This window comes from Vibrio sp. AND4 (assembly GCF_000171815.1).
In the GTDB taxonomy this organism is placed as follows: domain Bacteria; phylum Pseudomonadota; class Gammaproteobacteria; order Enterobacterales; family Vibrionaceae; genus Vibrio.
Genome location: NZ_ABGR01000004.1, coordinates 181,771 through 201,793, shown reverse-complemented (window position 1 = coordinate 201,793; position 20,023 = coordinate 181,771). Strand labels below are relative to the sequence as shown.

20 protein-coding genes are annotated in these 20,023 nt (G+C 43.3%); 19 read left to right on the top strand and 1 reads right to left on the bottom strand.

Annotated features, from left to right (window positions below; translation table 11 throughout):
- Positions 1-175 precede the first annotated feature (175 nt).
- Complete coding sequence (locus tag AND4_RS07595; protein ID WP_009842362.1) at positions 176-1,072, bottom strand: LysR family transcriptional regulator; 897 nt, start codon at positions 1,070-1,072, stop codon at positions 176-178.
- Positions 1,073-1,536: 464 nt separating this feature from the next.
- Here AND4_RS07595 and AND4_RS07590 point away from each other — a divergent pair, with 464 nt between their 5' ends.
- The 19 genes from AND4_RS07590 to AND4_RS07500 all read left to right on the top strand — a co-directional run bounded on the left by AND4_RS07590 (position 1,537) and on the right by AND4_RS07500 (position 20,007).
- Positions 1,537-1,749: a Flp family type IVb pilin gene (locus AND4_RS07590; RefSeq protein ID WP_009842361.1), complete on the top strand. Its 213-nt coding sequence runs from the start codon at positions 1,537-1,539 to the stop codon at positions 1,747-1,749.
- A gap of 117 nt (positions 1,750-1,866) precedes the next feature.
- Positions 1,867-2,304: a prepilin peptidase gene (locus tag AND4_RS07585; RefSeq protein ID WP_009842360.1), complete on the top strand. Its 438-nt coding sequence runs from the start codon at positions 1,867-1,869 to the stop codon at positions 2,302-2,304.
- A 21-nt stretch (positions 2,305-2,325) separates the two neighbouring features.
- Positions 2,326-3,150, top strand: coding sequence for a Flp pilus assembly protein CpaB (cpaB, locus tag AND4_RS07580; RefSeq protein WP_009842359.1), 825 nt, complete (start codon positions 2,326-2,328; stop codon positions 3,148-3,150).
- On the top strand, positions 3,150-4,520 hold the full coding sequence (locus AND4_RS07575; protein ID WP_009842358.1) for a pilus assembly protein N-terminal domain-containing protein: 1,371 nt from the start codon (positions 3,150-3,152) through the stop codon (positions 4,518-4,520). Before cpaB ends, AND4_RS07575 begins: the two co-directional genes overlap by 1 nt.
- A complete protein-coding gene (locus AND4_RS07570; RefSeq protein WP_009842357.1) occupies positions 4,517-4,993 on the top strand; it encodes a hypothetical protein in 477 nt (158 codons plus the stop codon). The genes AND4_RS07575 and AND4_RS07570 overlap by 4 nt, the downstream gene beginning before the upstream one ends.
- Before the next feature lie 2 nt (positions 4,994-4,995).
- Positions 4,996-6,237: a hypothetical protein gene (locus AND4_RS07565; RefSeq protein WP_009842356.1), complete on the top strand. Its 1,242-nt coding sequence runs from the start codon at positions 4,996-4,998 to the stop codon at positions 6,235-6,237.
- A complete protein-coding gene (locus AND4_RS07560; RefSeq protein ID WP_009842355.1) occupies positions 6,234-7,505 on the top strand; it encodes a CpaF family protein in 1,272 nt (423 codons plus the stop codon). The genes AND4_RS07565 and AND4_RS07560 overlap by 4 nt, the downstream gene beginning before the upstream one ends.
- A 1-nt stretch (position 7,506) precedes the next feature.
- Positions 7,507-8,409 carry a type II secretion system F family protein gene (locus AND4_RS07555; protein WP_009842354.1) on the top strand — a complete coding sequence of 301 codons (903 nt, stop codon included), beginning with the start codon at positions 7,507-7,509 and terminating at the stop codon, positions 8,407-8,409.
- A complete protein-coding gene (locus tag AND4_RS07550) occupies positions 8,406-9,248 on the top strand; it encodes a type II secretion system F family protein (RefSeq protein WP_009842353.1) in 843 nt (280 codons plus the stop codon). Before AND4_RS07555 ends, AND4_RS07550 begins: the two co-directional genes overlap by 4 nt.
- An 11-nt stretch (positions 9,249-9,259) precedes the next feature.
- Entirely contained in the window at positions 9,260-9,982 is a 723-nt protein-coding gene (locus AND4_RS07545) for a tetratricopeptide repeat protein (RefSeq protein WP_009842352.1), read from the top strand.
- Complete coding sequence (locus AND4_RS07540; protein WP_009842351.1) at positions 9,982-10,464, top strand: TadE family protein; 483 nt, start codon at positions 9,982-9,984, stop codon at positions 10,462-10,464. Before AND4_RS07545 ends, AND4_RS07540 begins: the two co-directional genes overlap by 1 nt.
- Positions 10,454-11,011, top strand: coding sequence for a tight adherence pilus pseudopilin TadF (gene tadF / locus AND4_RS07535; RefSeq protein WP_009842350.1), 558 nt, complete (start codon positions 10,454-10,456; stop codon positions 11,009-11,011). The genes AND4_RS07540 and tadF overlap by 11 nt, the downstream gene beginning before the upstream one ends.
- A 4-nt stretch (positions 11,012-11,015) precedes the next feature.
- The gene (locus AND4_RS07530; RefSeq protein WP_009842349.1) at positions 11,016-12,590 is read left to right on the top strand and encodes a TadE/TadG family type IV pilus assembly protein; all 1,575 of its coding nucleotides are present in this window, start codon (positions 11,016-11,018) and stop codon (positions 12,588-12,590) included.
- An 8-nt stretch (positions 12,591-12,598) separates the two neighbouring features.
- Complete coding sequence (locus AND4_RS07525; RefSeq protein ID WP_009842348.1) at positions 12,599-13,249, top strand: OmpA family protein; 651 nt, start codon at positions 12,599-12,601, stop codon at positions 13,247-13,249.
- A gap of 112 nt (positions 13,250-13,361) precedes the next feature.
- The gene (locus AND4_RS07520; RefSeq protein ID WP_241210254.1) at positions 13,362-14,738 is read left to right on the top strand and encodes a hypothetical protein; all 1,377 of its coding nucleotides are present in this window, start codon (positions 13,362-13,364) and stop codon (positions 14,736-14,738) included.
- Between the two features lie 492 nt (positions 14,739-15,230).
- Positions 15,231-15,830: a transcriptional regulator BetI gene (gene betI, locus AND4_RS07515; protein ID WP_009842346.1), complete on the top strand. Its 600-nt coding sequence runs from the start codon at positions 15,231-15,233 to the stop codon at positions 15,828-15,830.
- A gap of 16 nt (positions 15,831-15,846) precedes the next feature.
- Positions 15,847-17,307, top strand: coding sequence for a betaine-aldehyde dehydrogenase (gene betB, locus AND4_RS07510; protein WP_009842345.1), 1,461 nt, complete (start codon positions 15,847-15,849; stop codon positions 17,305-17,307).
- A 19-nt stretch (positions 17,308-17,326) separates the two neighbouring features.
- Positions 17,327-19,030 carry a choline dehydrogenase gene (gene betA, locus AND4_RS07505; RefSeq protein WP_009842344.1) on the top strand — a complete coding sequence of 568 codons (1,704 nt, stop codon included), beginning with the start codon at positions 17,327-17,329 and terminating at the stop codon, positions 19,028-19,030.
- 38 nt (positions 19,031-19,068) lie between these two features.
- Positions 19,069-20,007, top strand: coding sequence for a choline ABC transporter substrate-binding protein (locus AND4_RS07500; protein ID WP_009842343.1), 939 nt, complete (start codon positions 19,069-19,071; stop codon positions 20,005-20,007).
- Positions 20,008-20,023: the final 16 nt, after the last annotated feature.

The window sequence follows — 20,023 nt, the reverse complement described above, 5'->3', positions numbered from 1 at the left end:
AACTCGGCGATTAGGCTGGGTTATTTTCCTTACTTACGTTTGGTAGACAGGGAATCAATCACTGTGTCTTGAACCCTGCATCTTGAGGTCTTTGAGTATAGTGTTTAAACACGTACTTGTGCTGTTTTGAATTCAGGAGAGTGAACGAAGATAAACTTTCCGTAACAGGCAATTGTTATTGCACTAGATTAGGCACGAACGCTGTCTCGTTGTTGACGCTATTCTTTAATTTACCTTGGATCCATTGGTTGAATAAACTAAAGTCAGAATGCATGGGCCAGAAAAGAGAAGCAGTAACTCGCTTGCCAAACAAATCAGGGTGGTCATTAACCAATTTCAGTTTGAGGTTGTTTTCATTTTCGTTTTTTTCGACGAGAAACTCTGGCAAAAAGGCAATGCCCTTTTGAGCGTTACAAAGGTCTAGAATGGTGCTTAAATCGTCAAGGCGCCATAAGTTATAGGCGGCTAAATTAGACAAATTGAGTAACTCTTCGCTTCCATCCATTAAGAGAACCCGCTGCAAAAGAGTATTGTCGCTGTACGTTAAATTCTCATGGGCTACCCACCAACAGTTCACATAGAATAGTTCTTCAATGTTAAAGTCGTTTCGCGTTTTGTGGTAAGGGTTACCTAATGCTAGATCGATCTTGCCTTCGCTTATGTAGTTACCTAAAACAAAACTTGGTTTGGTTACAACAAGCAAATCTACATTCGGGAAAGCTTCTGAGAAATCTAATAGTGCTTGCTTCACTTCTTTATTAAATACGAGTGGGTCAATTCCTACACGATAAACAATTTGTTCTGATATATTCATCTGCTGCGCAGTGGTAACTAACTCTCGGTATTTTGATACCACAGGGGTAGATAAATGGAATAGTCGCTTCCCTTTTTCAGTCAACCGTACTTTAGAATATTCTCTATTAAATAAACTAAAGCCCAGGTCTGATTCTAGATTCTGAACGGCAGTACTCACGGTAGATTGTGATTTACCAAGCTTACGAGCCGCGGAGCTAAATGAACCTTCCTCAACTACAGCTACAAACGAAACGATATTTTCGAATTGTAGTTTCATGATTAGACCAACCTTTTTAGAGTCAAGTAGATTATAGTTTTAGCTTTGCTACTCGTGTAAATAGCGCGGTAGTTGTCTTATTTCAACAGTTTTTTAAGAGCATGGCAAATTAAATTTATCGAGACTAGTCGCCAACATATTCCCACATGGCATAATAGTTTATCATTGATATCAATTATTTAATGTTTAACTATTCGTTAATTCTTAGGGTAAGAACTTCATTAATGACATGCATTCCAAATTTTAGAAATATTAAATAGCCATAATCACTGTCATGATAGTGTAAGATATAAAGTAAGTTGTTGTATTTTGGTTGATTGCTTGCTTTTAAGCTTTCTTGGCAATTGTAATATTGGTTGTTATTTGCTCATCTTATCGATTTTATCAATAGGTGCTATTTTTTCTTGTGTAACAGTATTAATTAAACTTACGTCGCTTTTATAAATTACTACATAGGAACAATTATGATTACTAAACTATACGTAAAAACAAAACTTTTTCTGTCAGAGTTTAACAAAGATGAGCGCGGTGTAACAGCGATTGAATACGGGTTGATCGCGGTAGCAATGGCGGTTGTACTAGGACTTGCTTTAGGTACCGATGGATTTATTGGTCAGCTAGATGCTGCATTTGATGAAGTAGAATCAACCATCCAAGGCGTACTACCAACAACCTAATATCATTGATAGATGATAGCACCAGACCTTTGCAAGCATTGGTCTGGTTTTATCAATTCTTAATGTGTTATAAATATTAATGTTAGCTAATGTAAATTCAGGAAAGAGTCTAGACGTTTGAGTTATGAATCGTATTTTTTTCTATTGTTCATTGTGTGTTTATATGTATCTGTAGTCGATTTCTTACATCGAAAAATACATAATCTTACTTTGTTTATATTACTAGTGTTTCAGTGCTTCTTGTCACCAATAGATATTCAGATTGCTAGTTTTTTCCTGATACTTGGGATTGGGCTCATTTTATATTCTCAGAACTGGATTGGCGCAGGTGATATTAAATACGCTGCTGTTCTATCCCTAACTATCGTGCCTAACGACTTACTTTGGAGCTTCGTTATGACTGCTTATGCTGGTGGTTTCTTGGCTGTTATGTATTTGCTCGGTCAAAAGTTACCTATTAACGTGTCTAACACACAAGAGGGGATTCCATATGGGATAGCAATTAGTATTGGATTTTACTTAATCATTCTAACTCAAAATACACCACATATTTAAACCTCTAACAATAGGCACAATATGAGATCTCGACTAGTACTACTTGTTGCTATCGTCGCTTTGATAGTTGGCGCGTTAGGTGTCATAGACTTGTTCAAAAGTGAACCTCAAGCGATAACTACGGCTCCGGTAACTTCGAACAAAAAAGAAAAGTACGTTTCTGTTTGGATGACCACGGAAGTTTATGAAAAAGGGAATGCTATCAAGGCCCAAGGAGTGGTTAAACAGCAGCTTCCTCTGAGCAAAGCGCTTAAACTCGGCATTCGAGAAGATACCCAAATCAGCTTTTCCCCTTCTGCTTTATTAAATAGAGGCTTGGCACAAGGTGAAGTCGTGTTGCCTGAATACCAAGTTAATCCGGATCAACCTGGATACATTGACCTTTTGATAAAGGATGGGATGACATTATACCCACTTAAAGTGAGTACACAGAATTTAATCAAAGGTTACATTCGTCCAGGAACATTTATTGATATTCTTACGGTCAGTTCTCCCAACGCTAACCTCGCTACGGGTGCCGAAAAACCAAAGCGCTTTAAGGGCGTTAAAGCGTCAATGTTCCTTAAGCATGTAAAGGTGCTCAATATCGGCAATGATGAAAAAGATAAAAACCCAGTTTCCGCGCGCTCCCCAAGTAAGGAAGAAAGCTTAACGACCGTGATCATTGAAGTGAAACCGGATGATTTAGCAAGGCTCGCCTTGGCACAGCAAACTTTGCACATTGAAGTATATCGAAGCCAAACTTACAACCAACCAGAGTACGCTGAAGTGCGAAATATTATTGATAATTATACAGGCATTGATGAGTTACGCGGTAACGTAACGAGTCGAAGGGAGGAGTTATAATGGTGTTACCACTTCGGATTAGCCAGTCATTGACAAAAGTTGTCACGTCAGCTCTTTTAGTTTTTCTCTTTGTGACAAATACTTACGCAGCAGATCGCTCGATTACGCTCAATGATGGTAAGCATATTTCAGTTAAACAGCCCATCGGCAAAGTATTTATCAGCAACCCGGATATCGCAGACTACAAGGTGATTAACGATACCACATTAGTGGTTTTTGCTAAGGGCGTTGGCCACTCCCGCTTACTTGTCTATGGGGCTAATGAAGATGTTTTGCTTTCGGACCGAATTATCGTTGACCTAGATTTAACCCAAATTAGACGTCAGCTTAAATTTCATTTCCCTGACGCTAAGGTCACGGTTCAGTCCGTGGGTGAGCAAGTCGCTGTTAGCGGTGTTGTTGACTCAGAAGAGACCCGTGATGCTATCTACCGTTTAGTTGCCAACTTACTTGGCCGTGAAAAAACAGAGAAATGGGAATCTTCTAGTAAAAGGTCGTTCAAATCCGATCACGGTACCTTTGAAGAGCCTGAGAGCATGATTTTCGCACGTAATATGACCTGGGAAGGAATTATCGAGCAAATTCAGGTTGCAACGACACAGCAGGTGAACGTCAAGATTTCAGTTGCCCAGGTGACCGAATCCTTTGGGAAAACAGTCGGTGTCGACTGGAACTCTGTGGGCTCTAGTGTTGGTGGGTTTGTGTTCGATCAATTTGATGCGGCCAATCTAAGTACGTTAATCACTGCATTAGGCAATGATCAAGTTGCTGAAGTTTTGGCGGAACCAAATCTTACAGTGCTATCAGGTGAATCGGCCAGTTTTTTGGTTGGTGGGGAAGTGCCAGTTATCATTTCAGACGCCAATGGCACTAATATTTCCTTTAAAGAGTTCGGTATTAAGCTCGACCTAGCAGCGAAAGTTTTAAGCCAAGACAAGATTCGCATGCAACTCGCACCAGAAGTCAGTGAGGTTGAAAGTTACGTCGAAGCTGCTGGTATAAAAGTACCACAATTAGCGTCGCGACGAGCATTGACAACCGTTGAGTTGGCCGATGGTGACAGCTTTATTCTAGGTGGCTTGATGAGTAGCGCGGATCTAGAAAAAATGCAGAAAATTCCTTTCATTGGCGATATCCCTATATTAGGCGCTGCGTTCCGCAGAGCGACGACTGAAAGAAAGCGTACGGAACTGATTATTGTTGCAACGGTAAACCTAGTTGAGCCAATTAAGCCGAAAGACGTGCACTTACCTTACATCAAAAAAACGTCGACATTAGCTCGTTGGTTGAACATAGAGTCCAATAAAGATTCAGTTGCATCATCTGATGCGACGATTCGCCTGCTGTCAGAAGGAGGGTTTATCCAATGAAGAGGCTATTATTGGTTGCTTTATTGACATCATCTCTCCTCGGTTGTGCAAACGAACGGTATTTCGGGGGCAATGGTGCTGAAGCTGTGGTATACAAAGAAAACCACAGTTTCGAGTTTGCCATCAAAAAGCGCACTGAAACCGTTAAGCAAATTGAGCAACTTATTCGCAAAATTGAGTCAATAGATAAAGGCGCCACTTACATTGTTGAGTACAAATCAACACGTACGAAAACGATGTTAGAACCCATTTTTAAGCAGTATCCATCGCACATCATCGCACCGAAGAGAGTGGAATACCGCTCTAAGTCTTCTTTGCCGAGTGATCTCAACATACACGTTACGCTAACACGTTTGAAGACTCAGCAATGCCTTCCAACCAAGTTTAATACTCGGATTGGGCAACCAGATTGTTTTGTTGAATCGATGCGTTTAAAGCAAGTGTCTGACAAGTCTCGATTGATAGGTGAATAATTATGTTTGATCTGACTAAAGCATTATCGACGAAATCAAAACCTGCACCGTCAACAACGACAGGGATTGCGAACTGCACATTATTTTACCAATCGCAAGAATGTTTAGACCTTGTCGAGGAAGTATTTCGATTTGAGGGTTGGAATGAGCCTGAATGCGTCAAAGCCAAAGAAGACTCAACCAAACTGACGGAACAGCAAAGCAGCCATATTGTCATTCTTGAATTGAATGAATCAAAAAGCGTTATAGAGGATGCGAAGGCGTTTGCTAGCAAAGTACCCACTCATAAAGGGGTAGTCGTGATCGGCAAGGAAGATGCGATTTCGACGCTTCGTTCTCTTAAAGAGATGGGTTTTTATTACGTGTTTTGGCCAGTCAACAAACAAGAATTTGCTGACTTTTTGACCCATGTTAACAAAAACCTCAAGACATTTTCTGGTGTAAGCCAAAAGCGTAAAGCAAAACGAGTAGCGGTTCTTGGCTCAAAAGGTGGGGTGGGTGCTTCTTTCATTACTGCTGAACTGAGCTCATTACTTTCCACTCAAGGTAGCGATACGATTCTTGTTGACCATCAATATACCGATACTAATGTCGATGTTTTGCTTGGTTTAAAAGAGTTTTCCGCTCGTTCTATTGACGAGTTCACCACGCCATTGCACGAAATGGACGAAGATGGTGCATTAAGCTACTTGATTCACGCACGAAAAAACCTGCGAGTGTTGGCGATCGGTGGGGAGATAAATCAAAGCGATCTCCTTAACTATAATCAAACACTCTGCGACCTTCTGGCTCGAAATACCAACTTCATCATTGAGGATTTTTCTGGTGGTGTTGATTTTAAAGTTGAACCGCAACTCTTGGTTGATAACTTTGATGTGGTTGTACTGGTGCTTGATGCTTCTGTGTCTGCAACAAGAAATGCCAAGAGGCTGTTCGAAAAAATAGTAAACCTGCAGCTCACATTATCGTCTCGTACCCGTGTTATTACCGTAGTGAACTACCATCGCCCAGAAAACGCTTATGTTTTGCAAAAGCCCGATCTACCTAAGTATCTTGGCGCATCGATTGACCTAGAAATCGATTACTGTAAAGCTTTATCGCACATCATTATTGATGGAAAGCGAGCCCACAAACACGATCGCAATATTAGTCGTTCGATGGAACAACTGGTGAAGCTGATTAATGGTCAGCCCGTCACACAAAAAGGCATGGGATCTTGGTTAAAGAGAGTGGGTGTTAAATGAGTTCTAATAAAGATCTATACCTAACGTTTCGCGGGCAAATATTTGAAGCGCTAGACGCCGAAGCGGTTCAGAAAATGAGCCGTCGCGACCTTGAAACACAGATACAATCTGCGGTTGATCTGTTGGCAAACAGCTACCAGCGTCCGATCACCTCAATGATGAAGTCAGGCTTGGTAAAAAGTTTGATTGATGAGCTATTTGGATTGGGACCGCTCCAGCCACTGGTTGAAGATCAGTCAATCTCAGACATCATGGTTAACGGCCCAGACAATATCTTTTTTGAGCGGCACGGTAAGGTACAAAAGTCAGACATCACATTTGTAAATGAAGAACAATTACTGTCGATCGCGAAACGTATCGCGTCACGTATTGGTCGTCGCGTGGATGAATTGTCCCCGACCGTCGACGCAAGGCTTGAGGATGGCAGTCGTGTTAATATTGTTATTCCGCCGATTGCTTTGGATGGAACCTCTATTTCTATCCGTAAATTCAGAGAGCAAAACATTGGCTTCGAGGATTTGATTGGCTTTGGTGCTATGTCTCAAGATATGGCCAGAGTACTGATGATTGCGTCTCGTTGTCGAATGAACATCCTAATCTCTGGTGGTACAGGCTCTGGTAAAACAACGTTACTTAATGCGTTATCTCAATACATTGCTGAGGATGAGCGTATTCTCACGATTGAGGATGCCGCCGAATTGCGCTTACAAATACCAAACTTGGTCCGATTGGAAACCCGAGCTTCCAGTGTCGAACAAACCGGAGCAGTGAATCAGCGTGATTTGGTCATTAACGCGCTGCGTATGCGCCCAGACCGCATCATTCTGGGTGAGTGTCGTGGCTCTGAAGCATTTGAAATGTTACAAGCGATGAATACCGGGCACGATGGTTCGATGTCTACGCTGCACGCTAATACACCACGTGACGCAATTGCTCGTGTCGAATCTATGGTTATGATGGCGAATTTAGGCCAGCCCCTTGATGCGATTCGGAGAACGATCGTCAGTGCAGTGCACTTAATCGTTCAGGTTAACCGACTGCGCGACGGTTCCCGTAAGATCACCAGTATTTCCGAAATCGTAGGTATGGAAGGGGACAGTGTGGTGATGGAAGAGATCTACCGCTTCCGTTATGACGATGCTCACTTTGGGGAAACCGTTAAGGGCGACTTTGTCACTGACGGTATAATGCAACGATCTGAGCTTGTGAAAAAAGCCCAATTTTTCGGGCTTTATGATGAGTTGATGGCATCATTTAAGGGGGTATAGCATGCTTTGGCTCTCGCTGATCCTTTTTGCCTTGGTTTTGCTTTTGGTCCGAGATTCAAAGGTCAAAAACGTGGATGAGTTTTTCAATATTGAACAAGCTGAAGCGGAAAGTTTCAACGCTATCAACGTGAAATCTCTGGTGCACAAACAAAACTGGCAAAAGCTCAAAGAGGTGATTTCACCAACTCTGAAAGTCTTGGGGCCTCGTTCGTCTTTGTATATCGCTTTGTATATCACAGGTAGCTTCATTGCTTCTTGGTACATTGTTTTTAAGTTGCTGTTGTTCTCCAACATCTTCATTGTTGTCGCTCTGTCAGTGTTATTGACCGTACTTGGCTACCGTTATTTGGTGAAAAAAAGACGCACAAATTTTGAAAACACCTTTCCAGATGCTTTAAACATTCTGATGAGTGCGATAACGGCAGGTGACAGCTTAATGCAAGCTATCAGTTATGTCGGTGATGTGATGAATGATCCGATTGGTGTTGAATTTAAGTTAATGGGCGACCGACTTAAATTAGGCGAGACTCCGGAGGTGGTGCTGCAACGCTCGTGCAAGAACTACCCGTATCCAGAGTTTTTGTTTTTTGCTGTGACACTAAGAGCGAACATTGCCAGAGGTGGTCAACTAAAAGGTGTGTTAGCTCGTTTAATTCGTGTACTCGTCGATGCAAGAACGTTAGATAAAAAGAAAATGGCGATGACGTCGGAAGCGAGAATCTCAGCGAAAATCGTAGCGGCAATTCCCGTGATATTCATGATCATCCTTAATTACATAAACCCGGATAACCTGAACTTTGTTCTGCATGATCCATCAGGGCGAATTGTACTGTTTTATGTGCTTGGCAGCGAATTTCTCGGTTTGCTTATCGTTTGGTTATTGGTGCGAGGCGTGCGTGTATGATGTTATTGACTGCGTTTATTGTACTTTTCGTAGTATTACTTATTTTGTTATTCGATTCATTTCGTACAGAACAACGTCGCAAGAAAATTGCGTTGTATGTAGATGGAAACGTACACCGTGCACCTTCCAGTGTTAATCGATTTTTTGTACGTTTTGGCAAAGAACATCGCAAAGAGTTAGAACAGAAGCTGGTTCAGGCTGGCTATTACAACACTGAGTGGGCAAAGTTTTATTTTCCGGCCAAGTTATTGGTATTAGCGTTGGTGTTTGGGGGCGTATTCTTGTCTGATATGAAGCAGAGCAACCAACTAATCGCTATTATGGTTGGTCTTATCGTAGTCATTCTGGGCCCTGATTCGTTGCTGCAAATGCGGCGCAAAATGCTGATTAGAAAAACGTCTGCTCAATTACCGTATTTGCTGGATATGATGTCTGTTTGTGTCCAAACCGGCATGACGATTGAAGCCGCATTAGTGTATCTAGGTAAAGAACTCGCCGAATTTGATTCAGATCTTTGTTACCAAATTAAACGCACATCGGATTCCGCGAAAATACAAGGGTTAGAAAAGGCATTAACCGACCTAAGTGAGCGAATACCGACACCACCGGTACGGAGCTTTGTGCTGACGATTATTCAGAACCTACAACATGGTACTTCTGTGGCTCAAATTTTGAGTGATCTCGCGGAGGACATGCGGAAAATGCAAATTCTTACCGTGGAAGAAAAGGTCGGCAAACTCTCTGCGAAGATGAGCCTACCTTTGATTATATTCATCATGTTTCCAATTGTTATTCTGATTCTCGCGCCGGGCATCATGCAAATGAATTTCAATAAATAGAGGTATAGCCGGTGATTGGAAAACGTATTTCTATCGTCTTGTTTACGTTGGGTGTATTGGCGGGTTGTCAATCGACATCTTCGCAAAACCAGAAACAAGGCGAAGTCAATAACATGGAAAAAGTGGAAAATTATGATGGCTTAATCAGTCACTATAAGTCCATGCTAGAGCAAGGCTCTCAAGATCCAAAAGTAAAAGAAGAATTGGCATTGGCGTATTTTCACAAAGGAGATATCGAATCGGCCGATTTTTATGTTCAGCATTTACAAAAAGAAGGCGTTAAAACGCCAAGCTTGTATCAGTTAGCGGGGCAGGTTTTTGATGCAAAAGACAATACTTCTGACGCTATCTCTGCCTATTTGGCTTCCATTGAGTCTGGCAATGCATCTGGGCAAGTGCATGTTTTGCTCGCAGTGTCCTATACCAAGCTGGGTCAATATGACGACGCTTACCAAGAACTAAACGAAGCCCGTTTAAAAGGCTACGACGATCTTGTGATTAAAAACAACATCGCGATGATCCAAATGGCAAATGGTGAATTCGAGCAGGCGATAGTAACGCTCACCCCCATCTTAAAAGATCACCCATCTAATAAAGTGGTTAAAGCCAACTTAGCGATCGCCTTAATCAAGGCTCAAAAAGTGGACGCAGCCAGAAAACTACTTAAAGGCGATTTCTCGGACCAAGAGGTGGTCAGTATTGCCAATGAATTAACTCAAACCGGGAGTTATTGATGAGGAGCCTGTACAAACATAAAGGTGTGACGTCGATTGAATTTGTGATGGGCGCGATCGTTTTGTTTTTTGTTACTTTCGCTATTTTTGAGTCGTGTTACAAAATTTACGTTGTCAACATGACGGAATATGCACTTCGAGAAACGATCAGAAATACCAAAATTTATCAAGGCAATAGTGTCCACGAGAGGTATAAAGAGACGTTCCGCTCTTTGATCGAACAAGAAAATAACTTGTGGCATTTTTTAGTTGATCCCTCACGGTTCAATATTACAGGTCGCTATTTTCTAAGCTACAACGATTTTATTGTGGGTAACGGAGTCACTGAAGAGGATTTGGGCTCCAGCTATGACCTCGCGGAGATTACCGTGACTTATAGTTATTCTCCGATGTTTAGACTATCGGGCGCCGGAGATAGCGATATATCAAGAACTATGGTCCTGAACTTAGAGCATGAAGGGTGGCAAAATGATGCACCATAAACGATCAATGTTGTCAATAAAGAGTCAAAAAGGCTCATTTACGATTGAGCTAATCTTTGTAATTACTGCGTTGTGGGGGGTGTATTTGTTTGGTGCTGATTTGAGTCACCAGCTGCTTGTCCGTGCAAAGCTTGATCGAGCCAGCTTCTCTTTGGTAAATGTCCTGAAAGAACGCACTCGTTATTTTAATGCGGATGTTTTGGCAGGGGAAAATCTATCGGTCACCGAAAAAGATTTGTTGGATCTAAAGAAAGCTGCCAGCCGAATGCTTGATACGCCAGTAGACGATGTCGCGATTAAAATAGAGTCTCTCACCAATAAAGCTGACGTGGCCGTATTCTACAGCTCCAAATATAAGAACCTAAATTGTAATAGAGACTCCATTCGGCCTCACGCAAATTTGGCCCCAGTAGACGATGATGTTGTGTACCCATTATATCGAGTTAGCCTCTGTGAGGAGCAGATCTCTTGGTTCAAACCTTTCTTTAACGGTGGTAACAGTACAACAGTCACCATTAGTACCTCTTCAATCATGCCGGGGAGATAACGAAATGAGAACGCATTCTTACCAGAATCGAAGTTTACACAAACAGAAAGGGGTTGCTGCTATATGGATGGCCTTATTGCTGGTACCTATCATGGGCATTACTTTTTGGGCCGTTGAGGGGACACGTTATATTCAAGAAAGCAGTCGATTAAGAGATTCTGCTGAAGCGGCGGCCTTAGCTGTGACGATTGAAGACAAACCTGGAGCTGCTTCAGTAATGGCCGAGAATTACGTTAGAAGCTATGTCCGCGACATTAAATCCATCAACGTTCAAGCTGAGCGACGTGAACCGGGGAATTCTCGAAATGAGGAAGCGGCTGATTTTATTCAATACACAGTGAACGCGACCACGACGCATGATTCATGGTTCGCCAATAGTTTTATCCCTTCGTTTGATGAGACGCAGGATATCGCTGGCCGCTCTTTAGCCAGAAAGTATTTGAGCTCCGTAGGCGGGAAAAATATCGATATTGTTTTTGTGTCCGATTTTTCGGGCTCGATGAACTTCGATTGGATGGATCCTAATGGGAATAAGAAAATTGATGATTTGAAAACCGCGATTCGTGCAATATCGAATAAGTTTATTTGTCAAGATGTGCGAAATGAATTTGTTGAAGGGGAGTTGAAGCCAGTCTGCCATGATCAGGAAGATGGCTATACGGCAGACAAGCTTAAGAATCGAGTCGGGTTTGTACCGTTTAATTCTCGAACAAGAGAAAAGAGAGGCTCTAGCGTATATGCAACTAGCCAACTTAAATACAAAGATAATTATAAAACCGACATATCAAGTGTGTCATACAAAGGTGTTGACTGGGATTATTGGACTCGATTTAGATCGGAAGAGATCAAAAATTGTGCTACCAATTCAAATTTTTGTGAGGCCCCTCGTCAGGAGCGTCACCTAGAAGCTAAGCGTGCTATTGATGTACTTGAATATCATACATTACCATCTTATGGAATTGACTGGGGGTTCATGGATTCAGCTGAATATGTTGATGTTGACGAATCGGTGAACACAATGTTTATTGACAAGTCTAAGGAAAAATCAAACTATTATCGTGTAGCTCCTGATATTAAGCTATTCGGTGTACCTGAAGATTTCGACGAATTACAGTTTAATAATATTAGTTTAACTAATCGTTCTGAAGAGATAAAAGCTATTGATTTGATGTGGGCAAACGGCGCTACTGCAGCGTTCCAAGGCATATTAAGAGGCTCTCAGATTTTATATGATGGTAAACCTGATGGTTCTGATCAACAAGAACTGCAAGCCTATAATGATAAACTGAAAATTATGTTTATTTTGAGCGATGGAGAAGAAACTCCACACGACAACGGCATTCTTAAATCATTGGTTAAAGCAGGTATGTGCGACAAGGCGAGGGATAAGATTCCAGGTTTATATATAGGGTTTATTGGTATCGACTTTCATGCAACTCAGCAAGATGCTTTTAAACAATGCGTGCTTGACTCTGAACAAGACATCATTGATGTACATGACGTTGACGAATTGATCGAGAAGATTGAAGAGCTTATTGGTAAAGGCTCAAAATCAAGCGGAATAACTAAGTTGTACTAGAGGAAAATATGAAGAAGTTAGTCATTGGTGCCGTCGCTATTTCAACGCTGCCATTTAGCCTTTTTGTTAAGGCGGAGGATGGGGTAAGCGTCTATTGCGATAACACGTTCAGCGAGTATCAACATAGTGTGAGTGTAGATAACGTTGTCGGGATTGCTCAACATCGACAGAGTTTTCTACAGATCGAACAACAGTCTGATAGCGGAGAACTAAAACAAGCCTTGGCAGAGAAGTCGAAGCTTGGGCTGGATAAATCTGGGTGTATGACTTGGATCAGCAATCAAGATAAGCATCATACCGGAGAGGGTTTGGTTGCGCGCTTGCACTTTGGTTTTGATCACTCCAGCTTAACGCCGATGGGCAAAAAGGCACTTAAGCAACTTGCGAGTTCTTTAAATAAGCGTGACAGTGCAATTACTGTGGATGGACATACAGACAACAAAGGCTCAGACGGGTACAATCAGGACCTAGGCCTGCGAAGAGCATTGGCCGCATCAAATGGCCTGACCAATGCCGGTGTCGACAACAACAATATTGTTGTGCGCTCCTTTGGTGAGAGTGAGCCTATGGCGTCTAATGCAACGCCTGAGGGAAGAGCGCAAAACAGGCGTGTAGAAATATGGGTTGCTGACAAAGATGCGGTGAAGCCAGCAGATTAGTTTTCAATTATAGAGCTTCACCTTGCCCCATATGCAAGGTGAAGTGTTAAAAGGTGTATCGGTGGGGCAAACTGGAGTGACCGTGCGTAGATCACGAACAATAATAGCGATCATGGTGGGTATGGTATGGAGCGGCGGCGCTTCTGCCTCGGAGTTGATTAACTTTGATGAGCAAGATGAATTAAACCGTATTAATACTGCTTATGAGCAAGACTTCGGTGCTCTTGGTGTTGATGAAAATATTGCCCATTACAATAAACTGAATGCTGAAATTGAATCCACCAAGATCAAATTGATCAATAGTGTCGATAGGATCAAATCGGACTCAAGTCGTTTGAAAGACAAATTAGTGGATGGTGTTTACGACGAGTCGCTGATTCTTACTTTGCGAAATATGTCTGCGAAAGTGAACACCATGAAAAAGCAAATTGAAACGGCAGGCAAGGAACTTATCGAAACCAAACGTGCACTCTCTGATGATCAGCAAGCAGCAAGTCAGGTTGAACGAGCGAAAAATGATGCTCTTCTCGCGCTGTATGAAAATATTAAAGCCCGTCATTTGACTGAGTCAAAACGAGTTATAAATGATACCTTCGAGGGGAATTTGCAGTGTAACGTTGCAGAGAGTTTGTCGACTTGTGTGAACCGAAACCTTCCTTCCATTAAAAACGCGTTTGTGCTGAGCAAAGGTGGCTTGTCACGTACTCAACTTACGAGTTTTAGAGTGGTGGACGCGACCCAAAGATTGAATGGTGACCTCTCGTTTACTGCGGATGCAAGTTACAAACATGCGTACAATGCAAACACAGAGATAGAGCTTAGGCAGGCATTAAATCTTGATAAAGTACGTTTTGTTTTTCGTTCAAACTCGAAAAATACGGTGTTCTACATCAATGATCAAGAAGTCGGAAGTGGTGAAGTTGTTGATGTAACTGGGAATTATATTGGAATTTACAGCGTACGTGCTGTGAACAATGGTAAAATTCAGTCGCTCAAGCTAAACCTCAAAAATGGTGGTGATTACTTCTTTCCATTTTCAAAAAAGGCAAGTCCAAAGCAAGTGACACTCGCTAATCCAGTCGCAGAAGTAGCAATGGACAAAGACAGTACTAACACAACGTTTTCTGAGAGTTTATTGCCTTCCCCAGCAACGGTTAAAGTGAATTCAGCGAAAAAGCAAGTCGTTAAACGTTACGCTAACAAGGTTCTCTTCAAAGACGAAGTGTTCACTTATCTAATGCCTAGGTCCAAAAAAAACCGGAAGTATAGCGATGTTTTCTTGAGCCGCGAGGAGTCGACAGAATATTGTGAGAGTCTATCCTCAAGTTTGCCGAGTAAAGAGGCTTATGAGTATCTGGAACAGTATGCAGACCTTCCATCAGGAAACTATTGGACAGAGAAGGGTACAGTGTATTCATCGGTGAAAAACCAAGAGCAGGGTAAGACGCTTGAGCAGAATAAACTGATTTGTATGGTGAGCATGAGCTAGCCGTCTCCATCGAGCTACACCGAAGATTTGTTTTAGGGCCGCTGTTGCGGCTCTTTTTTATTCCGCCGTAGTAAAGACACACTTCGTAATCAAGGCTTTTTGCTTGCGAAAAGTTGCTGATGATGTCTTAGCAGGCAATTAAACACCCCATTTCTCAATTGGCAACTCTAAAAGTAAGATGCACTTAAATTATTTGCTCTCACCGTATTTATCTTTATGTTCCCTTTTGGAGATTACAGTACTCGCATGACTTAATGGTTCTATAACTTAATCTTTGTAGACCTTTCTTCTTGATTTTTAAAGATTAAGTTCTTTTTGGTTTGTTTTTTTAACATAGGTAAATTTTGTTTTCTCCGATAATTAATCAATAGTTTCGTTGAATCTATTTGGTTAAATCTATCACTCTTACTGGATAATTAGTTTGAGTTCGAATTAAATTTAAGGCATTTTATATTTAACTAATCATTCAATTAAAAATAACAAGGATGAAAAATGCCCAAGGTTGGGATGCCTGAAATCAGAAAACCTCAGCTGGTAAAAGCGACGATGTCGGTCATCGACAGAGTTGGTTTACACGCCGCGAGTATCTCGTTGATCAGCAAAGAAGCAGGGGTATCAACGGGGATCATTAACCACTATTTCGGTGGTAAGCATGGTCTGCTAGAAGATACAATGCGTGAGATCCTGCGCCAGCTTTCTGATACCGTCAAAGAGAACCTGAACAAGTTACCAGCGGATGCGTATTATCAGCGTATTAACGCCATCATCGATAGTAACTTTGTGGGTTTCCAAGCCGAGAACCAAGTGGCAAAAACTTGGCTAGCATTTTGGTCGTACTCCATGCATGACGCGCAGCTCAAACGTCTGCAACGAGTGAATGAACGACGTCTCCTTTCTCACCTAAAAAAAGAATTAAAAGCTTTGCTGGATAACGACCAAGCAGAGCTTGTAGCGCATGGTATTGCGTCACTGATCGATGGCATTTGGCTGCGCGGAACGCTCAACCCGCAAGGCATCGATGCTGAGAAAGCACGCGTCATCATCAACGACTATCTCGATAAACAGCTCACGTTCTACTCAAAACTAAAATAAAGAGTCAAACCTTCAAATGGATATGAAAGCACACTACATCGATGGTGCCATGCACCTAGGATGCTCAGAAGAACACTTCACTACATACAATCCCGCCAATGGTGAACCGCTTGCGAATGTGAAGCAGGCTAACCAGCAAGATATGCAAGCGGCAATTGAATCTGCCAAGCGCGGTTTTGCGATTTGGTCTGCCATGACGGCGACAGAACGCAGTCGCATTTTGCTTAAAGCGGTGGCGCTACTTCGTGAAAGAAACGATGAACTGGCGGCGCTAGAAGTTGTGGATACAGGCAAACCGATCCAAGAAGCGAATTGCGTAGACATTGTAACGGGCGCAGATGTGATCGAATACTACGCAGGTCTTGCGCCTAGCATGCATGGCGAACAGCAACCGCTGAATGAATCCCAGTTTTTCTACACTCGCCGCGAACCTCTGGGTATTTGTGCGGGCATTGGTGCGTGGAACTACCCAATTCAAATCGCGATGTGGAAGTCTGCTCCTGCACTTGCTGCGGGTAATGCGATGATCTTTAAACCATCAGAAGAAACTCCGTTGACCGCACTCAAACTAGCAGAAATCTACAGCGAAGCGGGATTGCCAGATGGCGTGTTCAACGTCATTCAGGGTGATTACCGAGTAGGACAGATGCTCACCGCACATCCAGACATCGCTAAAGTCTCTTTCACGGGTGAATCCGGTACGGGCAAAGTCGTGATGGGTGACAGTGCTACAACGCTAAAGCAAGTCACTATGGAGCTTGGCGGTAAGTCTCCAATGATCATTTTTGACGATGCCAAGCTAGACGATGCGGTTTCTGCTGCAATGGTGGCAAACTTCTACACCCAAGGTGAGGTTTGTACGCACGGTACTCGAGTGTTCGTTCATGAAGGTATTTATGATGAGTTTGTCGCTCAACTAAAAACTCGTACTGAGTTGCTGGTGGTTGGCGATCCGCTTGATGAGCAAACCCAAATTGGCGCGCTAATTTCCAAAGAGCACGAATCAAAAGTGCTTTCCGCAATTGAACAAGCGAAAGCAAGCAAAGCAACGTTGCTGGCTGGTGGCTATAAAGTCACAGAAAACGGTTTGGCGAGCGGTAACTTTGTTGTGCCAACGGTTTTCATTGATTGCGAAGACGACATGCCTCATGTGCAACAAGAGATCTTTGGTCCAGTGATGTCCGTGCTTAAGTTCAGTGAAGAGGACGAAGTGATTGCTCGTGCTAACAACACCGATTACGGACTTGCGGCAGGCGTATTCACACAAAATCTCTCTCGTGCACATCGCGTCATTCATCAAATCCAAGCAGGCATTTGTTGGATTAACACCTGGGGTGATTCCCCAGCTGAAATGCCAGTTGGCGGTTACAAACTCTCTGGCATTGGACGTGAAAACGGCGTTGAAACCCTCAAGCATTACACCCAAACCAAGAGCGTGTTAGTGCATTTGGGTGATTTCGATAGCCCTTACGCGTAATCAGACTGGAGGATTTGTAATGCAACGACACTACGATTACATCATCGTCGGTGCGGGCTCGGCAGGCTGTGTTCTGGCGGATCGTTTGAGCGAAAGCGGTCAGCACCAAGTTTTACTACTTGAAGCGGGTGGCTCAGACAAGAGCATCTTCATTCAAATGCCAACGGCGCTGTCATACCCTATGAACACCGAAAAGTACGCATGGCAGTTCGAAACGGTTGCGGAAGACGGGTTAGACGGACGTCAGTTACATTGCCCGCGTGGCAAAGTCTTGGGCGGTAGCTCGTCGATCAACGGCATGGTTTATGTTCGTGGTCATGCTTGCGACTTTGATGAATGGGAAGCCGAAGGCGCGAAAGGTTGGAACTACCAAGCGTGTCTGCCGTACTTCCGTAAAGCGGAAACGTGGACAGGCGGCGCAGACGAATACCGTGGCGACAGCGGTCCGGTAGGGACGTGTAACGGCAACGATATGAAGCTGAATCCACTTTACCAAGCGTTTATTGAAGCTGGCAAAGATGCAGGCTACCCAGAAACGCAAGATTACAACGGTTACCAGCAAGAGGGCTTTGGTCCAATGCACATGACGGTAGACAAAGGCGTGCGCGCTTCTACCTCTAATGCTTACTTAAGCCGTGCGAGAAAGCGCAGCAACTTTACCTTGGTGAAAGGCGTGACCGCTCATCGAATTTTGCTTGAAGGCAAGAAAGCGGTTGGTATCGAGTTCGAGCAATCTGGCAAAATCAAACAGTGCTTTGCCAACAAAGAAGTCGTGTCGAGTGCTGGTTCTATCGGTTCGGTACAACTGCTGCAACTCTCGGGTATCGGTCCCAAGGCTGTGCTTGATAAAGCGGGTATTGAAGTGAAACACGTACTCGAAGGGGTGGGTAAGAACTTGCAAGACCACCTTGAAGTGTATTTCCAGTATCACTGCAAACAACCAATCACGCTCAACAGCAAGTTAGGTTTGTTCAGCAAAGGTTTGATTGGCGCGGAATGGATTCTTACGCGCAAAGGGCTAGGGGCAACCAACCATTTTGAGTCGTGTGCGTTCATCCGCTCTCGTGAAGGATTGAAATCACCAAACATTCAATATCACTTCCTACCAGCGGCAATGCGTTATGACGGTCGTGCTGCGTTTGATGGTCACGGCTTCCAAGTGCATGTCGGTCCAAACAAGCCTGAGAGTCGCGGCAGTGTTGAAGTGGTTTCTACCAATCCAAATGACAAACCAAAAATCGAGTTCAATTACATCTCGACGGAACAAGATAAGCGGGATTGGCGAGACTGCATTCGTTTAACGCGTGAAATCCTCAATCAACCTGCAATGGATGCATTCCGCGGCGAGGACATTCAGCCCGGTCTTAACGTCACTAGCGATGAATCAATTGATGAGTGGGTGAAGCAAAATGTGGAAAGTGCTTACCACCCATCGTGCAGCTGCAAAATGGGCTCGGACGATGACCCAATGGCAGTTTTGAATGAAGCCTGCCAAGTGCGCGGTATTGAAGGTTTGCGTGTGGTGGATTCATCCATCTTCCCAACCATTCCGAATGGGAACTTAAACGCACCAACCATCATGGTTGCAGAGCGTGCTGCGGACATGATCTTGGGTAATACCCTTGAACAATCTAATAACACACCGGTTTGGATTGCTCCGAATTGGCAAGAGACGCAAAGAATGCGTCCGCCGAAAAGAGTCGTAAGCTCAACCTCTCAATAATGTAAATAAAGTCAGTAATCATTAAAAGGAATTTAAACATGTCTACGATGACAAAAATTTATTCATCTATCGCACTGAGTGTAGTGTCGACAGGTACTTATGCAAACCAATGTGAAACCGTTCGATTTGCCGATGTAGGTTGGACTGACATTACCGCAACCACTGCGGTCACCTCTGAACTGCTCAAAGGTTTGGGTTACAAAACCAAGACCGATCTGTTGTCTGTACCTGTGACGTATTCTTCAATGGCAAACGGCGACATTGATGTATTTTTAGGTAATTGGATGCCGACCATGGAAGGTGATATTGCCAAATATCGTGAAGCTGGCACAGTGGAAACCGTTCGTGCAAACCTTGAGGGCGCGAAATACACACTAGCGGTACCAAAGTACGTGTATGACGCTGGCGTGAAAAGCTTTGCCGATCTAGCGAAAAATGCCGACAAATTTAAAGACCGCATCTACGGTATTGAGCCGGGCAACGATGGCAACCGTTTGATCCAAGATATGATCGACAGCGATGCATTCGGTCTGAAAGACTTCAGTCTAGTGGAATCAAGTGAAGCGGGCATGGTTTCTCAGGTGTCTCGCGCGGCGCGCCGGAATCAATGGATTGTTTACTTGGGTTGGGCACCACACCCGATGAACAGCAACGTTGAGATGGAATACCTATCTGGCGGTGATGATTTCTTTGGTCCAAACTACGGCGGTGCGAATGTGTACACCAATGTGCGCCAAGATTACTTATCTGAATGTCAAAACGTCGGTCAACTACTTAAGAATCTCGAGTTTAATCTAGAGATGGAAAACCAGTTGATGGAAGCCATTCTGAATCAAAAACAGAAGCCAGCGAAAGCGGCACAAGAATGGTTGAATGCTAACCCACAACAATTTGAAGCCTGGCTAGAAGGCGTGAAAACGCTGGACGGTAAAGATGCCAAGCAAGCGATGGCTTCTTACCTAAAAACAAACGCTTAATCGTTCCTATCTTAAG

Excerpts from the sequence above, each read along its gene's own strand:
- AND4_RS07540 (WP_009842351.1), top strand. The coding sequence starts at position 9,982 with ATGAGGAGCCTGTACAAACATAAAGGTGTGACGTCGATTGAATTTGTG.
- betA (WP_009842344.1), top strand. The coding sequence starts at position 17,327 with ATGCAACGACACTACGATTACATCATCGTCGGTGCGGGCTCGGCAGGC.
- AND4_RS07520 (WP_241210254.1), top strand. The coding sequence starts at position 13,362 with ATGGTGGGTATGGTATGGAGCGGCGGCGCTTCTGCCTCGGAGTTGATT.
- betI (WP_009842346.1), top strand. The coding sequence starts at position 15,231 with ATGCCCAAGGTTGGGATGCCTGAAATCAGAAAACCTCAGCTGGTAAAA.
- AND4_RS07570 (WP_009842357.1), top strand. The coding sequence starts at position 4,517 with ATGAAGAGGCTATTATTGGTTGCTTTATTGACATCATCTCTCCTCGGT.
- AND4_RS07575 (WP_009842358.1), top strand. The coding sequence starts at position 3,150 with ATGGTGTTACCACTTCGGATTAGCCAGTCATTGACAAAAGTTGTCACG.
- AND4_RS07500 (WP_009842343.1), top strand. The coding sequence starts at position 19,069 with ATGTCTACGATGACAAAAATTTATTCATCTATCGCACTGAGTGTAGTG.
- betB (WP_009842345.1), top strand. The coding sequence starts at position 15,847 with ATGGATATGAAAGCACACTACATCGATGGTGCCATGCACCTAGGATGC.
- AND4_RS07595 (WP_009842362.1), bottom strand. The coding sequence starts at position 1,072 with ATGAAACTACAATTCGAAAATATCGTTTCGTTTGTAGCTGTAGTTGAG.
- AND4_RS07590 (WP_009842361.1), top strand. The coding sequence starts at position 1,537 with ATGATTACTAAACTATACGTAAAAACAAAACTTTTTCTGTCAGAGTTT.
- AND4_RS07530 (WP_009842349.1), top strand. The coding sequence starts at position 11,016 with ATGAGAACGCATTCTTACCAGAATCGAAGTTTACACAAACAGAAAGGG.
- AND4_RS07525 (WP_009842348.1), top strand. The coding sequence starts at position 12,599 with ATGAAGAAGTTAGTCATTGGTGCCGTCGCTATTTCAACGCTGCCATTT.
- AND4_RS07555 (WP_009842354.1), top strand. The coding sequence starts at position 7,507 with ATGCTTTGGCTCTCGCTGATCCTTTTTGCCTTGGTTTTGCTTTTGGTC.
- AND4_RS07560 (WP_009842355.1), top strand. The coding sequence starts at position 6,234 with ATGAGTTCTAATAAAGATCTATACCTAACGTTTCGCGGGCAAATATTT.
- cpaB (WP_009842359.1), top strand. The coding sequence starts at position 2,326 with ATGAGATCTCGACTAGTACTACTTGTTGCTATCGTCGCTTTGATAGTT.
- tadF (WP_009842350.1), top strand. The coding sequence starts at position 10,454 with ATGCACCATAAACGATCAATGTTGTCAATAAAGAGTCAAAAAGGCTCA.
- AND4_RS07550 (WP_009842353.1), top strand. The coding sequence starts at position 8,406 with ATGATGTTATTGACTGCGTTTATTGTACTTTTCGTAGTATTACTTATT.
- AND4_RS07565 (WP_009842356.1), top strand. The coding sequence starts at position 4,996 with ATGTTTGATCTGACTAAAGCATTATCGACGAAATCAAAACCTGCACCG.